Below are 14,287 nucleotides of genomic sequence, written 5' to 3' on the forward strand. Positions count from 1 at the left end.
CGCCAAGCGACGACCATGGGGATGACCATTCGTGCCCGCCGTGATACGAGACCGCCGCAACAAATGAAAAGCGCCGGTGCGCCGGCATTCCGTCCAGGGAAATTCCATGTCTCACGCCGCCGCTGCCAAGCCGGCCACCGCCCGCAAATCATCCGCCCTTTCCGGCACCGCTCGCGTGCCGGGCGACAAGTCGATTTCGCACCGTTCCATGATGTTCGGCGGCCTTGCCTCCGGCGAAACCCGCGTCACCGGCCTGCTCGAAGGCGAGGATGTGATGCGCACGGCGGCCGCCATGAAGGCGATGGGCGCGCATATCGAGAAGCGCGGCGCCGAGTGGGTGATCCGCGGCACCGGCAATGGCGCGCTGCTGCAGCCGGAAGGCCCGCTCGATTTCGGCAATGCCGGTACCGGCTCCCGCCTCACAATGGGCCTCGTCGGCACTTACGACATGGAAACGACCTTCATCGGCGACGCATCGCTGTCGGGACGGCCGATGGGCCGCGTGCTCGAACCCTTGCGCCAGATGGGCGTGCAGGTGCTGAAGGCGACGCCGGGCGACCGCATGCCGATCACGCTGCATGGGCCGAAACACGCCGCACCCATTACCTACCGCGTGCCGATGGCCTCGGCGCAGGTGAAGTCGGCCGTGCTGCTGGCAGGCCTCAACACGCCCGGCATCACCACCGTGATCGAACCGGTGATGACGCGCGATCATACCGAAAAGATGCTTAGGGGATTTGGCGCCAATCTCTCGGTCGAGACCGACGAGCGCGGCGTGCGCCACATCTTCATCGAGGGCCAGGGCAAATTGACGGGGCAGACCATCGCCGTGCCCGGCGACCCCTCCTCGGCCGGCTTCCCGCTGGTCGCGGCACTGATCGTGCCGGGTTCGGACATCGTCATCGAGAACGTGCTGATGAACCCCACCCGCACCGGCCTGCTTCTAACGTTGCAGGAAATGGGCGGCCAGATCGACATCTTGAACCCGCGCAATGCCGGCGGCGAGGATGTTGCCGATCTGCGCGTGCGCTACTCCGAGCTCAAGGGCGTCACCGTGCCGCCCGAGCGGGCGCCGTCTATGATCGACGAATATCCGGTGCTGGCGGTTGCCGCGAGCTTCGCCGAGGGCGAGACGTTGATGCAGGGGCTGGAAGAGCTGCGGGTGAAGGAATCCGACCGACTGGCAGCGGTTGCCAATGGGCTGAAGCTCAACGGCGTCGACTGCGCCGAAGGCGAAGCTTCGCTCGCGGTGCGCGGAAAGCCCGGCGGCAAGGGGCTGGGCGGCCATCCCAATGGCCAGGACACGACGGTGCAGACGCATCTCGACCATCGTATCGCCATGAGCTTCCTGGTAATGGGGCTGGCAACGGAAAAGCCGGTGACCATCGACGACGCCGCCATGATCGCGACGAGTTTCCCGGAGTTCATGGGTCTGATGACGGGGCTCGGTGCGGAGATCGGGTAGGTTGATGCCAAGCGCAAAGCAAGCAGAGATGTCGGCGGGACAGCGCCCCCCTCTGTCCTGCCGGACATCTCCCCCTCAAGGGGGGAGATCGGCCGTCACAGCGGCTTTCGCCAGTTTTCGAAATTGCAGGAAAGAGTGGGGCGCAGAAGCTTCTGATCTCCCCTCTGGAGGGGGAGATGTCCGGCAGGACAGAGGGGGGCGCGAAGGATCGCGGCGTCTGTCTTTCGTGTTGGCCCGCCAATGACCTTCACCATCGCCATCGACGGTCCCGCCGGCGCCGGCAAAGGCACGCTGGCCCGACGGCTGGCCGACCACTACCGCCTCAACCTGCTCGACACCGGCCTCACCTACCGCGCCGTCGCCTATGCGTTGATCCGGCACGCGCTGCCACTCGACAATGTCTCAGCAGCCGAAACCGCCGCACGCCAGGTCGATCTGGCAAAGCTCGACCGTGCGGTGCTGTCGGCGCATGCGGTTGGCGAGGCGGCCTCGAAGGTCGCGATTTACCCTACCGTCCGGCGCATCCTGGTCGAAAAGCAGCGCGATTTCGCCAGGACACCGCCAGGCGCGGTGCTCGACGGGCGCGACATCGGCACGGTTGTGTGCCCTGACGCCGACATAAAGCTCTATGTGACGGCGAGCGCCGAAGTGCGGGCGCAGCGCCGGCTGGCCGAGATCGAAAGCATCGGCGGCACCGCCGATTTCGCCGAAATTCTTGCCGATATTGTGCGCCGCGACGAGCGCGACATGGGCCGCGCCGACTCGCCGCTGAAGCCGGCGGCGGACGCGCACTTGCTTGATACCTCCGAAATGGCTATAGAGGCCGCGTTTCTGGCGGCCAAAGCGATCATCGACGACGCCCTGGCCAAGAGAGACAAAGCCTGATCCAGGGTTTTCCCGCTCCACCGATTGCCGGAAGCGAAGAAAATACCCATATCGGGCACGAACCAGCCTGCCAGCATTCTTCATGCGCCGGAATTGCCGCTTAGGCGGCCCAGGGCTTTTGTAGCCCGGAACGCCGGCAGGCCAACGCAACGCTAACCCACGGCGCCCGTCCCGCTTCAGATGCGGGGCACTCCAGGAGAAAATATGTCAGCTGCAAATCCCACTCGCGACGATTTCGCGAGCCTGCTCGAAGAATCATTTACCACCGGTCACTCCGGCGAAGGTCAGGTCGTCAAGGGCACGATCCTGGCGATCGAAAAAGACATGGCCATCATCGATGTCGGCCTCAAGGTCGAAGGCCGCGTGCCGCTGAAGGAATTCGGCGTCAAGGGCAAGGACTCGACGCTCAAGGTCGGCGACACGGTCGAGGTCATGGTCGAGCGCATCGAAAACGCGCTGGGCGAAGCCGTCCTGTCGCGCGACAAGGCCCGCCGCGAAGAGAGCTGGGTCAAGCTCGAAGAGAAGTTCACCAAGGGTGAGCGCGTCGAAGGCGTCATCTTCAACCAGGTCAAGGGCGGCTTCACCGTCGACCTCGACGGCGCCGTGGCCTTCCTGCCGCGCAGCCAGGTCGATATCCGCCCGATCCGCGATGTCTCTCCGCTGATGCACAACCCGCAGCCCTTCGAGATCCTCAAGATGGATCGCCGCCGCGGCAACATCGTGGTGTCGCGCCGCACCGTGCTCGAGGAAAGCCGCGCCGAACAGCGTTCGGAAATCGTGCAGAACCTCGAAGAAGGCCAGGTTGTCGAAGGCGTCGTCAAGAACATCACCGATTACGGTGCGTTCGTCGACCTCGGCGGCATCGATGGCCTGCTGCATGTCACCGACATGGCATGGCGCCGCGTCAACCACCCGACCGAGATCCTCAACATCGGTCAGACGGTCAAGGTGCAGATCATCCGCATCAACCAGGAAACCCACCGCATCTCGCTCGGCATGAAGCAGCTCGAGAGCGATCCGTGGTCCGAGATCGGCACCAAGTTCCCGATCGGCAAGAAGATCAAGGGTACCGTCACCAACATCACCGACTACGGCGCGTTCGTCGAGCTGGAGCCGGGCATCGAAGGCCTCATCCACGTTTCGGAAATGTCGTGGACCAAGAAGAACGTGCACCCCGGCAAGATCCTGTCGACGACGCAGGAAGTCGACGTGGTCGTGCTCGAGGTCGATCCGGCCAAGCGCCGCATCTCGCTCGGCCTCAAGCAGACGCTCGAGAATCCGTGGCAGGCTTTTGCCGCGAGCCATCCGGTCGGCAGCCAGGTCGAGGGCGAGGTCAAGAACAAGACCGAGTTCGGCCTGTTCATCGGCCTTGAAGGCGACGTGGACGGCATGGTGCACCTCTCGGACCTCGACTGGACCCGTCCGGGCGAGCAGGTCATCGAAGAGTACAATCGCGGCGACATGGTCAAGGCGCAGGTGCTCGACGTCGACATCGACAAGGAGCGCATCTCGCTCGGCATCAAGCAGCTGGCCAAGGATACGGTCGGCGAAGCGGCGACTTCAGGCGAACTGCGCAAGAACGCGGTCGTCACCTGCGAAGTCACCGGCATCAAGGATGGCGGCCTGGAAGTGCGGCTGGTCGACAGCGGCATAGAGACCTTCATCAAGCGCAACGACCTCAGCCGTGACCGTGACGAGCAGCGCCCCGAGCGCTTCTCGGTCGGCCAGAAGCTGGACGCCCGCGTCATCGCCTTCGACAAGAAGACCCGCAAGCTGCAGGTCTCGATCAAGGCGCTGGAAATCGCCGAAGAGAAGGAAGCCGTCGCACAGTACGGCTCTACCGACTCCGGCGCTTCGCTGGGCGACATCCTTGGCGCCGCGCTGAAGAAGCAGGGCAGCTAAGCCGCTTTGCGCGCAGCGCGTAAGCCGCTTCGCGCAAGCGTAAGCCTCGGCTGCGCCTCGCGCGCAGCCTGAACAAGAAAACCCGCGGGCCGCAAGGCTCGCGGGTTTTTCATGCTCGGCTGCGCGATTGGCACTAGACTAAGACTGTGCAACCCCTTCAATTCCACACGCGCGGTTGTAGGCTCGGCCGTCGTTGCAGACGTAAACACGGAAGTCCGGCCCTTCGGGCAACGGAGAAGCATGCGGGATGAAGGTCGTCGAACTCTATCGCTATCCGGTCAAGAGCCTGCGCGGCCATGCCGTGCCGAGCGCCGACATCGAGACAATGGGCATGGAAGGCGACCGCCGCTGGATGGTCGTCGACAAGGATGGGCAGTTCCTCACCATTCGCCAGATACCTGATATGACGACGATCGACGTCGAGCATCGCGGAACGGGCATCCTGTTGAAACATGACAGGCATGGCTCGCACTTCGTCGAGGCTCCGGCTCCCGGCACCGCGCTCCGGCAAGTCAAGATCTGGAAGGATATGGCTGCCGCGCGGCCGGGCGATCCGGCCGCCGGCGCCTATCTCTCGGCTATTCTTGGCCGGCCTGTCGATCTCGTCTATTTCGACGATCCGCAAAACCGGCCGGTCGATGCGGAATTCGGCCAGCCCGGCGATTTCGTCGGCTTTGCCGACGGTTTTCCGCTGCTGATCGCCACGACAGGCTCGCTGAACCATCTGAACAGCCATCTTGCCAGGCCCATCGAGATGGCGCGGTTCCGGCCAAACATCGTCGTCGACGCAGAAGGCGCATGGCCTGAAGACAGCTGGAAGACGATCCGCATCGGCACGGTGGAGTTGCGGATCGCAAAGCCTTGCTCGCGGTGCGTCATCACGACCCGAGATCCGTTGAGCGGCGAGCAGCCGGACCCGCGCGAGCCGTTGCAGACGCTTGGCAAAATCCACCGCTCCGCCAAGGGCGGCATCATCTTCGGCCAGAATGCGATTCCCAACAACGCCGGCGCGATCGCCATCGGCGACGCAGTCGAGGTCGTGGAAGCGGGCGTCTCGAACCTGACGTAGTCGCAGGCCTTCTAATGCCGTGGAGGCGTCGGCGGTCGCCATGATTGAATGGCTAACCTCCGCTGTAGATCAGGCGAGGTCGGCAAAGGCCGCCATCGGAAGCCAAACCAAATGAGTCGCCTGCGCGGCGGAACTTCAGGCGCGGCCGTAAAGTGGCGCCAGCGTTCCGCTCATTGCCAGATTGGCCGGTGATGCCAGATAGGCGATTGCCTCGGCGGCGGCTTCGAGGCTGACCCATTTGCCGAAATCGGAATCCGGCATGTCGGCGCGGTTGGCCGGCGTATCGAGCGTCGAGGGCGCTACCGCGTTGACCAGTATGCCTTTATGCTTCAGCTCTTCCGCCATCGCCACGGTCATCGCCGCCACTGCCGCTTTGCTGGCGGTATAGGCGACCATGCCGGCGCCTCTGCGCGGGTCGAGCCCGGCGCGTGCCGTGACATTGACGATGCGGCCCGCTGTGTTCGAGCCCAGCATGGAGCGTACTGCCGCGCGGCAGCACAGAAAGGCGGTGCGGGCGTTGGTGTCCATCATTTCGGCAAAGGATGCGGATTCGATTTTCTCGACGGGGGCCATGGCAAAGCCGCCGGCCAGATGGATGGAGGCCCACAATTCGGGAACGCTGTCATAGAAGGCATCGACCTTGGCAGGATCGGCGAGATCGACATTATGCGCCAGCCGGACGCGATCATGGGCCGCGAAGGGGAAATGCGTGGGGGCCGACGCGTGGGCATTGGGCACATGGCAGATCGCGCCGTCCGCCAGCAATTTGCCGACGACCGCGGCACCCAGCGCCCCGGTGCCACCGGTCACCACGATATGCTTGCCCTGAACTGTTTCCGTCATCCTGGACGCTCCTGTCGTTTCTTATGATTATGTCGCTTGTCGTGCCGCGCCGACGCAGAGCGTCGCGCCTTTTGCACGATCACTCAACCGACATCTCGACATGGCAGTTGTTGCGTCTTTGCATCGCTCGAAGCCGCCGACCGCCCCTTCCGACCCCCGCGCATGGACATCCGGCGCGCGGCCAGGCGTCAGTCGATGGTGATTTCGATGACGTGCGGCAGTCTGGTTGCGCGTGCGCGCTTGAGCGCATCGGCGAGACCGGCAGTACCGGCAAGCCGCTCGGCTGATATACCATAGGCCTCGGCCAGCTTGCAGAAATCCGGCGGCGCCGGGGACACGCCGACCGGCTCGACGCCGACATCGAGCATCGACGTTTCGATCTCGCGATAGCCTCTGTTGTTCCAGACGACGAAGATGACCGGTGCGGGTGCATCGAGCGCCGCGCCTAGCTCCGGCAAGGTGAACTGGAAGCCGCCGTCGCCGGTCAGGCAAACCACCGGCACGCCGGGCATGGCGAGCGCTGCGCCGATCGCCGCCGGCGGCCCGTAGCCGAGCGCGCCGAAACCGGTGGCGGCGTTGAACCAGCCGCCTGGCCGGTCATGGTCGTAATAGAGATTGGCGGCGTAGATCGGCTGGGTGGAATCGCCGACGATGATGGCGCCCGGCAGTGCGTCGCGGATGGTTTCCACCGCACGCACCTGCGCGGCATAGGCCGGGCTGAGCTCGGCAAAGGCCGCCTTTCTCGACGCGGCTGCGCGGCTCTCGCCGTCCTTCGCTGCGGCATGATCAGGATGGAGCGCGCCTAGCAGTGCACCAAGCGCCTCCGCGCAATCGGCCTGGATGCCGACGCTCACCGGGCGGCGGGCGAGCTGGTCGGCGCCGATATCGATGCGGATCAGATTGGCGGGCAGCACGAAGCCGCCGTCGCTGTAACCGTCATAGTCGGTCGGGCCGAATTCGGTGCCGGCGGCAATGACCAGATCGGCGTCTGCCATCAGCGCACGCACCGCCTTCAGGCTGGGGCTGGCCGGCACGCAAAGCGGATGCGCGTGCAGCAGACCGCGCGCATTGGCGGTCTGGACGACAGGTGCGCCGAGCCGCTCGGCCAGGCGCTGCAGTGGCTGTTCGGCGCGCTTGGCGCCGCCACCGGCAAGGATCAGCGGTCGGCGCGCGGCTGCGATCAGTCTGGCTGCCTCGGCAATTGCCGCGCCATCCGGCGCCGGCGGCGCTGCATTGGTGAGCGAAGCAGCGATGCCGTCGGCCGGTTTGACCATGACGTCGGTCGGGATCTCGATATGGACGGGGCCCGGCCGCGACGACGAAAACAGCGCGAAGGCCCGCGCCAAAGCGCCCGGCAATTCGCTGGCCTCGGTGACACGCTGCGAAAACAGCGCCACCTTCTCCATCATGCCGCGCTGGTCCGGCAGCTCATGCAGGAAGCCCAGCCCCTTTCCCAGCGTCGGCATCGCGTTGACGCCCGAAATCACCAGCATCGGCACCGAATCGGCGCGCGCCTGGCCCATTGCGGTGATGGTGTTGGTCAGCCCCGGTCCGGTGATGACAAAAGCGACGCCCGGCCGGCCGCTGGCGCGGGCGTAGCCGTCGGCCATGAAGCCGGCGCCCTGTTCGTGACGCGGCGTGACATGGCGGATCTTTGAACGCGCCAGCCCGCGGTAGAGCTCGACAGTGTGGACGCCAGGAATGCCGAAAACGGTGTCAACGCCATGCGCTTCGAGCAGCGTGATCAGCGCTTCGCCGATGGTGGTCATGGCTTCTCTCCCTTTTGCGGCGCGAGGCCGAGCTCGGCCTCTATGGCTTTGACGCCGATCGCCGCCAATTCGCCAGGCGAGAACATCTCTGCGGCCAGACAGCCTTCGATCCAGAGCCCGTCGATGATCGCGTTGATCGCAATGGCATGGCGGCGCAGCTCATTTGCGTTTGGCCTGCGCTGCTCGGCGCCGAGCACTTCGGCGACGACCGCTTCCACCTCGTTGCGAAAGCCGAGATAGCCTTCGCGGTGGGCGCGAGCCAGGCTCGGATCCGCGCCGGCGCGGCCGATGAATGTTGCCCACAGCGAAAACACGCGTGCATCGATGATCGGCGCGTTGAGGTTGGCGGCAACGAAGGCCGCAAGGCGCCGGCGCGGCGAGGCGTCTTCCATGAGCAATGCCGCCTTCGCCTGCTCCGTCATGCGGCCCATCAGCGCCGCGTACGCTTCCTGCAGCAAGTCTTCCTTGCCGGGGAAATAGTGCCGGATCAGCCCGGCGGTGACACCGGCGCGCAGTGCGATGGTGCGCAGGCTGGCGCCCTCCAGCCCATGTTCGGCCACGCTGTCCAGGGTCGCGTCAATCAGATCCTGCCGCCGCCGCTCCTCGCCCTCGCGGCGGAACTTGCGGCGCTCATTCATTGCCGCAGGATGGGCCGCGTCAGGCATGTCGGCCCACCTTCGCAGGCGATGCAGAGGGCATCCGCCTCGAAGATTTGAACCGTGCAGCCGGCGGCTTCCATCGCGGCCTTGGTCTTGGGAAAGCCGGCGACGGCAATGACCTTATGCGGGCTGGTCGGCAGCACGTTCAGGCTGAGGCCGTTCGAAGCGGCAAACTCTTCGGCGTCGCCCTCGACCAGCCGGATGCCACGCGCCTTCAGCAACTGATAGAACGGAGCCGGCAAAAGCGGTGAATAGACCAGGGCCAGGTCGTCGGCCAGCGGGCTGATCACCGACATCAGATGCAGGCACGCCTCCTCGCCCTGCCACAGCGGCAGATCGAAGCCGTAGACGGAAATGCCGAGCGGCGTCAGCAGGTTGGAAACCTGCTGTATGCCTTCCTGGTTGGAGCGCACCCCGCGCCCGATTACCAGCGTGTTTTTATCCAGCCATACGCAATCGCCGCCTTCGACCTGGCCGGGAGCCTGGACGCGGCCGAGGATGGGAATACCCAGGCGTGTGTAGGTTTCCTCATGCAGCGATGGCTCCCGGGCGCGCAATGGCTTGCCCATGGACAGGATCAGCGCGCCGCGGTCGGTCATCAGCGACGGGTCGTGGGTGAATACGGAATCCGACAGCCCGTCGGCCTTGTCATCGATCCATTCGATTTCGGCGCCGGACGCCGTCACCAGCTCAGCGAGAGCCGCGTGCTGCGCCGCCGCTTTCGCCGGGTCGAAACCCGGGCCATAGTGCCAGGTAGCCCGGTCGGCACCGCGCATGGCATTGGCCGCCGACCGCATCAGCACGCGCCGCAACGGCGCCGCCATGGATTGTGATCCGAAAGCGCTCATCAGTGCCCTTTTCAATGCCGTGTTCAAGGTGAAAAAAATGGAAAAAATTTCATCGGAGGCTATTTATACACTTGCACAATAAGGCCGCAAGTGCCGTAATGAGCGGGATTGACGGGCTCGCGCTGTTGGGTCCATGCTGAAGTCTGGAGTGGGCATTACAGCGTATGTTGATTAGCCGGATAGACGTTCGACGATCTGCCGTGGACCCTGTGGCAGAGGTTCCCCGGTGAGCGCGGCGGGAACCGCCGCAGTCCAATCCGGCAAGGCGCAGGACGGCGCCGCCGAAGCCATCCATGTCGAGAACCTGCACAAGAAATTCGGCCAGCTGCATGTGCTGAAAGGCGTTTCGCTGTCGGCGCGCGACGGCGAGGTGATCGCCATTATCGGCGGCTCGGGTTCCGGCAAGTCGACGCTGCTGCGCTGCATCAACTGCCTGGAAAATCCGACCAGCGGCATCATCCGCGTCAATGGCGAGGAGATCAAACTCAAGGCCGACAGCCACGGCCACACCGTGCCCGCCGACCGCCGGCAGATCGAACGCATCCGCGCCAAGCTCGGCATGGTGTTCCAGAACTTCAACCTGTGGAGCCACATGACGCTGATCGAGAACGTCATCGAGGTTCCGGTGCATGTTCTGGGCGTCAGGCGCGACGTGGCGATCAGGGAAGCCGAAAAGCTTTTGGCGCGCGTCGGCCTGGCCGAAAAGCGCGACGTCTATCCGGCCTATCTCTCGGGCGGCCAGCAGCAGCGCGCGGCGATCGCCCGCGCCCTGGCCATCAACCCGCGCGTCATGCTGTTCGACGAGCCGACCTCGGCGCTCGACCCGGAGCTGGTCGGCGAGGTGCTGAAGGTGATCGGCGACCTGGCGCGCGAGGGCCGCACCATGGTGCTGGTCACGCATGAAATGAAATTCGCCCGCGAGGTCGCGACCCATGTCGTCTACCTCTGCAACGGGCTGGTCGAGGAAGAGGGGCCGCCGGAGCAGATATTCGGCGCACCGAAATCCGAAAGGCTGAAGCAGTTCATCCGCAACATCGGCTAGGACAAGCCGGGACGGAAGAAAACCGGGAACCAACAACAAACTGGGAGTCGTGACATGAAGACTGTTCTGAAAACATTCGCCGCAGCGCTGCTGCTCGGCGTCGCCGCCATGGGCGTGGCCAAGGCCGATCCGGTCAAGATCGGCGTCGCCGCCGAGCCCTATCCGCCCTTCACCTCGCCGGACGCTTCCGGCAAATGGGTTGGCTGGGAAATCGAGTTCATCGACGCCGTCTGCGCCGAGGAGAAGCTCGACTGCGTCATCACGCCTGTCGCCTGGGACGGCATCATCCCGGCGCTGACGACCAAGAAGATCGACGTCATCGCCAGTTCGATGTCGATCACTGCCGAACGCGAGAAGACCATCGACTTCTCGGATAAGTACTACAACACGCCGACCGCCATCATCGGGCCGAAGGACCAGAAATTCGGCGCCACGCCCGACGATCTCAAGGGCAAAGTGCTCGGCGTGCAGGTGTCGACCACCCATTCGGCCTATGCCAAGAAGCATTTCGGGCCCACGGCCGCCGAGATCAAGGAATACCAGACGCAGGACGAAGCCAACAACGATCTGGCCGCAGGCCGCCTCGACGCCGTCCAGGCGGATTCGATCGCGCTCGACGCATTTCTGAAGTCGGACCAGGGCAAGGCCTGCTGCGATCTGAAGGGCATGGTGGCTCCGGACGATGAAGTGCTCGGACCGGGCGTGGGCGCCGGCGTGCGCAAGGAAGACACCGACCTTAAGGCCAAGATCAACGCCGGCATCAAGGCGATCCGCTCGAACGGCAAATATGACGAGATATCGAAGAAATACTTCGATTTCGACATTTACGGTGGTGGCGGCGCGCAGTCGAACTGACGATCCTCGCATGAGCTGAGGGGCATGGCGCCAACGCCATGCCCCTCCTGCCCGACCTTTCCCAGACATGCTTGCCGCCGGCGCTGCCGTCGGCGGTGGTTGGACCCAGCAATCCGGGGGCGACGCTGATCGACGCACTTCTTTCGGCCTCGGCGGCCGGCATCATAGAACTTCTCTCGCCCAATCCGCCGGGCTGGGGCGGCACGCTGTTGCTTGGGCTGCTCCATTCGATCGAGATCGCGCTCGGCGCCACGGTCCTCGGTCTTCTGATCGGCACCGGTGGCGCCTTTGGCAAGCTCTATGGCGGTCCTGTCGTGCGCGACCTGCTGGCGGTTTACACCACCATCGTGCGCGCCGTGCCCGAACTGGTGCTGATCCTGCTGCTCTATTATGCCGGAACAGACCTGATCAACCAGGCGCTGACCGCTATGGGCTACCAGCGCGTCGACATCAGCGGCCTTGCCGCGGGCATCGCCGTGCTCGGCTTTGTCCAGGGCGCCTATTCGACCGAAGTGATCCGCGGCGCCATCCTGGCCATACCGCAGGGCCAGATCGAAGCCGCCCGCGCCTATGGCATGTCACCCGGGCTCATGCTGCGGCGCATCACCTTGCCGGCAATGCTGCCCTTCGCCATACCCGGGCTCGCCAATCTGTGGCTGATCGCCACCAAGGATACGGCCCTTCTGGCGGTCGTCGGCTTTTACGAACTGGCGCTGGCGACGCGGCAGGCGGCGGGCGTCACCAAAGCCTATTTCACCTTCTTTTTCGCCGCGGGCGTGCTCTATCTCATCTTGTCGCTGGTCTCCAACCTGCTCATCGGCCGCCTCGAGGCCTGGTCGCGGCGCGGTATGCCGTCGCTCAAGGATGCGCGCTGATGGCCGGAGAAGCGACCATCATCAACGCTGCCGCGCGCACGTCGCTGTGGCTGCAGCCGCATCGCATCGTGCTGATCCTGGTCGCGATCGCGCTGGTTTTCGGCGCAGCCTTCTTCATGCGCTGGGATTGGCTGCCGCAATATTACGAAATGGGGCTTCTCGGCATCTGGCGGTCGCTGTGGATCCTGGCCGTCACCTGCTTTCTCGGCTTCCTGCTCGCCGTGCCGCTCGGGCTGGCGCAGGCCGCCGGCCCGTTCTGGCTTTCCGCTCCAGCCAGGACATTCTGCACCGTCATCAGGGGCACGCCGCTGCTGATCCAGCTGTGGCTGCTCTATTACGGGCTGGGCTCGCTGTTTCCGCAATATCCGTGGATTCGCGAATCCTGGATGTGGCCGTATCTCAGGCAAGCCTGGCCCTATGGCGTGCTGGCGTTGACCTTGTCATTCGCCGGCTATGAGGGCGAAGTGATGCGCGGCGCCTTTGCCGGCGTGCCCAAGGGGCAGCTCGAGGCAGCCCGCGCCTTCGGCATGAGCCGCTGGAAGATTTTCCGCCGCATCTGGCTGCCGCAGGCCATCTACCGGGCGCTGCCGACGCTGACCGGCGAAACCGTGCTGCAGCTGAAGTCGACGCCGCTGGTGGCGACGATCAGCGTCATCGACATCTTCGCAGTCTCGTCCAAGGTCCGGCAGGACACCTACCTCACCTACGAACCCTTGCTGCTTTTGGCGCTGATCTACATGATCATCACCGGCATACTGGTGTTTGCATTCAGCAAGATCGAGGCGCGCATACCGAACAAGGTGGGCTAGGGAACAGTGAGCAGGCAGTAGTGAGTAGTCAGCATATGACCGGGAAACCGCTTGCTTTCGCTACTCCCTACTGACTACTCCCTACTCACTCTCACCACCAATCGGGTCCGCACCATGCAACTCTCTCTCGACCAGGCAACAGGGCTGTGCCGGATGGCGGCGCTCGGCGCCGGCGCCAATGAGGAGGCGGCGAGGTCGCTCACCGCCTCGATCATTGCCGCCGAGGCGGAAGGGCTTTCGACCGTCGGGCTGACCCATTTCATCGATTACCTCGAAGCGCTGGAAGCCGGCCGCATCGACGGCAATGCCGATCCCGTGATCACCAGGCCGGCGCTCGCCGTCTATCTCTCCGATGCGCGTGGCGGCCTCGCCCATACCGGCTTCGACCGCACCATCGACGACCTCGCCAAGGCGGCAAGGCTGTTCGGCGTCGCCATCTTCTCGCAGAAGAACGCTTATACCTGCGGCGCACTAGGCTATTTCACCGGGCGTCTGGCGCAATTGGGATTGGTCTCCTTCGCCGCCACCAACGGGCCGGCGGTGCTGGCAGGCTCGGGCTCGGTCAAGCCGGTCTATTGCACCAACCCGATGTCGTTTGCGGCACCCGCCGCTGATGGCGCGCCGCTGGTCATCGACCAGTCGTCGAGCGCCACCGCCTTCGTCAACATCCGCAAGGCGGCCGAGGACGGCAAGAAGATCCCCGAAGGCTGGGCGCTGGACGCCAGCGGCAACCCGACCACCGATCCGGCCGCGGCCATGAAGGGCGCCATGCTGGCCTTCGGCGGCCAGCGCGGCGCCAACATCGCGCTGATGGTCGAAGTGCTGGCGGCTGGCCTGTCGGGCGCCAACTGGTCGCTCGACGCGCCCTGGTTCTCCGGCGGACCGGACAGCCCGGGAACCGGCCTGTTCGTGCTCGCCGTCGAGCCCAAGCTGCTCGACCCGGATTTTGAGCAGCGCATGAAGGACCAGCTCGACCGGCTGCGCCGGCGCTTTGGCGTGCACGTGCCGGGCCGGGCGCGGGCCGAAGCGGCGGAGAAGGCGCAGGCGCGCGGCATCAACGCCCCCAAAGCCGTGGTGCAGCGCATTTCCGAATTCGCCGAGCGCTATTCGGGCTGAAGAATCCTTCTTTATCAAACAATTTAAACTGACCTTCCGGTTGGCGACGGGCAGGCGCGCATTTGCGCCGCCTGCTGAACCTTCTTGCGTCTTGCGGCGACCCATCCTTGTCCAGGGCAAGGTGAGCTTGCCCGAACCAGACCGGAGGAA

Annotated in this window: 13 protein-coding genes; 9 read left to right on the forward strand and 4 right to left on the reverse strand. The window is 64.7% G+C overall.

The features are described from left to right. Window positions 1-106 precede the first annotated feature (106 nt). From aroA to ACYG9V_RS06430, 4 genes are all read left to right on the forward strand, one after another. Window positions 107-1,465: a 3-phosphoshikimate 1-carboxyvinyltransferase gene (gene aroA, locus ACYG9V_RS06415; RefSeq protein WP_023671314.1), complete on the forward strand. Its 1,359-nt coding sequence runs from the start codon at window positions 107-109 to the stop codon at window positions 1,463-1,465. Between the two features lie 240 nt (window positions 1,466-1,705). Next, a complete protein-coding gene (gene cmk, locus ACYG9V_RS06420; RefSeq protein WP_023671315.1) occupies window positions 1,706-2,350 on the forward strand; it encodes a (d)CMP kinase in 645 nt (214 codons plus the stop codon). Between the two features lie 204 nt (window positions 2,351-2,554). Beyond that, entirely contained in the window at window positions 2,555-4,252 is a 1,698-nt protein-coding gene (gene rpsA / locus ACYG9V_RS06425; protein ID WP_023671316.1) for a 30S ribosomal protein S1, read from the forward strand. Window positions 4,253-4,499: 247 nt separating this feature from the next. Next, window positions 4,500-5,321, forward strand: coding sequence for an MOSC domain-containing protein (locus ACYG9V_RS06430; protein ID WP_352764840.1), 822 nt, complete (start codon window positions 4,500-4,502; stop codon window positions 5,319-5,321). Between the two features lie 135 nt (window positions 5,322-5,456). Here the strand turns inward: ACYG9V_RS06430 and ACYG9V_RS06435 are convergent, their stop codons facing one another. The 4 genes from ACYG9V_RS06435 to ACYG9V_RS06450 all read right to left on the reverse strand — a co-directional run bounded on the left by ACYG9V_RS06435 (window position 5,457) and on the right by ACYG9V_RS06450 (window position 9,440). Then, a complete protein-coding gene (locus ACYG9V_RS06435) occupies window positions 5,457-6,164 on the reverse strand; it encodes an SDR family NAD(P)-dependent oxidoreductase (protein WP_023693135.1) in 708 nt (235 codons plus the stop codon). Between the two features lie 188 nt (window positions 6,165-6,352). Continuing rightward, window positions 6,353-7,933 carry a 5-guanidino-2-oxopentanoate decarboxylase gene (locus ACYG9V_RS06440; protein WP_352764841.1) on the reverse strand — a complete coding sequence of 527 codons (1,581 nt, stop codon included), beginning with the start codon at window positions 7,931-7,933 and terminating at the stop codon, window positions 6,353-6,355. Then, window positions 7,930-8,598, reverse strand: coding sequence for a TetR family transcriptional regulator C-terminal domain-containing protein (locus ACYG9V_RS06445; RefSeq protein ID WP_352764843.1), 669 nt, complete (start codon window positions 8,596-8,598; stop codon window positions 7,930-7,932). The genes ACYG9V_RS06440 and ACYG9V_RS06445 overlap by 4 nt, the downstream gene beginning before the upstream one ends. Next, window positions 8,568-9,440, reverse strand: a complete 873-nt coding sequence (locus ACYG9V_RS06450; protein ID WP_352764845.1) for a dimethylarginine dimethylaminohydrolase family protein — start codon at window positions 9,438-9,440, stop codon at window positions 8,568-8,570. Before ACYG9V_RS06450 ends, ACYG9V_RS06445 begins: the two co-directional genes overlap by 31 nt. 226 nt (window positions 9,441-9,666) lie before the next feature. Between ACYG9V_RS06450 and ACYG9V_RS06455 the strand changes: the two genes are divergently transcribed. From ACYG9V_RS06455 to ACYG9V_RS06475, 5 genes are all read left to right on the forward strand, one after another. After that, window positions 9,667-10,482 (forward strand): ABC transporter ATP-binding protein, encoded by an 816-nt coding sequence (locus tag ACYG9V_RS06455; protein ID WP_023693139.1) that lies wholly within the window; start codon window positions 9,667-9,669, stop codon window positions 10,480-10,482. 54 nt (window positions 10,483-10,536) lie between these two features. Next, window positions 10,537-11,337: a transporter substrate-binding domain-containing protein gene (locus tag ACYG9V_RS06460; protein WP_023671323.1), complete on the forward strand. Its 801-nt coding sequence runs from the start codon at window positions 10,537-10,539 to the stop codon at window positions 11,335-11,337. 161 nt (window positions 11,338-11,498) lie between these two features. Then, a complete protein-coding gene (locus ACYG9V_RS06465; protein WP_196813869.1) occupies window positions 11,499-12,212 on the forward strand; it encodes an ABC transporter permease in 714 nt (237 codons plus the stop codon). Next, complete coding sequence (locus ACYG9V_RS06470; RefSeq protein ID WP_023689221.1) at window positions 12,212-13,021, forward strand: ABC transporter permease; 810 nt, start codon at window positions 12,212-12,214, stop codon at window positions 13,019-13,021. Before ACYG9V_RS06465 ends, ACYG9V_RS06470 begins: the two co-directional genes overlap by 1 nt. Before the next feature lie 114 nt (window positions 13,022-13,135). Continuing rightward, on the forward strand, window positions 13,136-14,137 hold the full coding sequence (locus tag ACYG9V_RS06475) for an Ldh family oxidoreductase (RefSeq protein WP_023695926.1): 1,002 nt from the start codon (window positions 13,136-13,138) through the stop codon (window positions 14,135-14,137). The last annotated feature ends 150 nt before the right edge of the window (window positions 14,138-14,287 follow it).

The organism is Mesorhizobium sp. W016 (assembly GCF_054719485.1).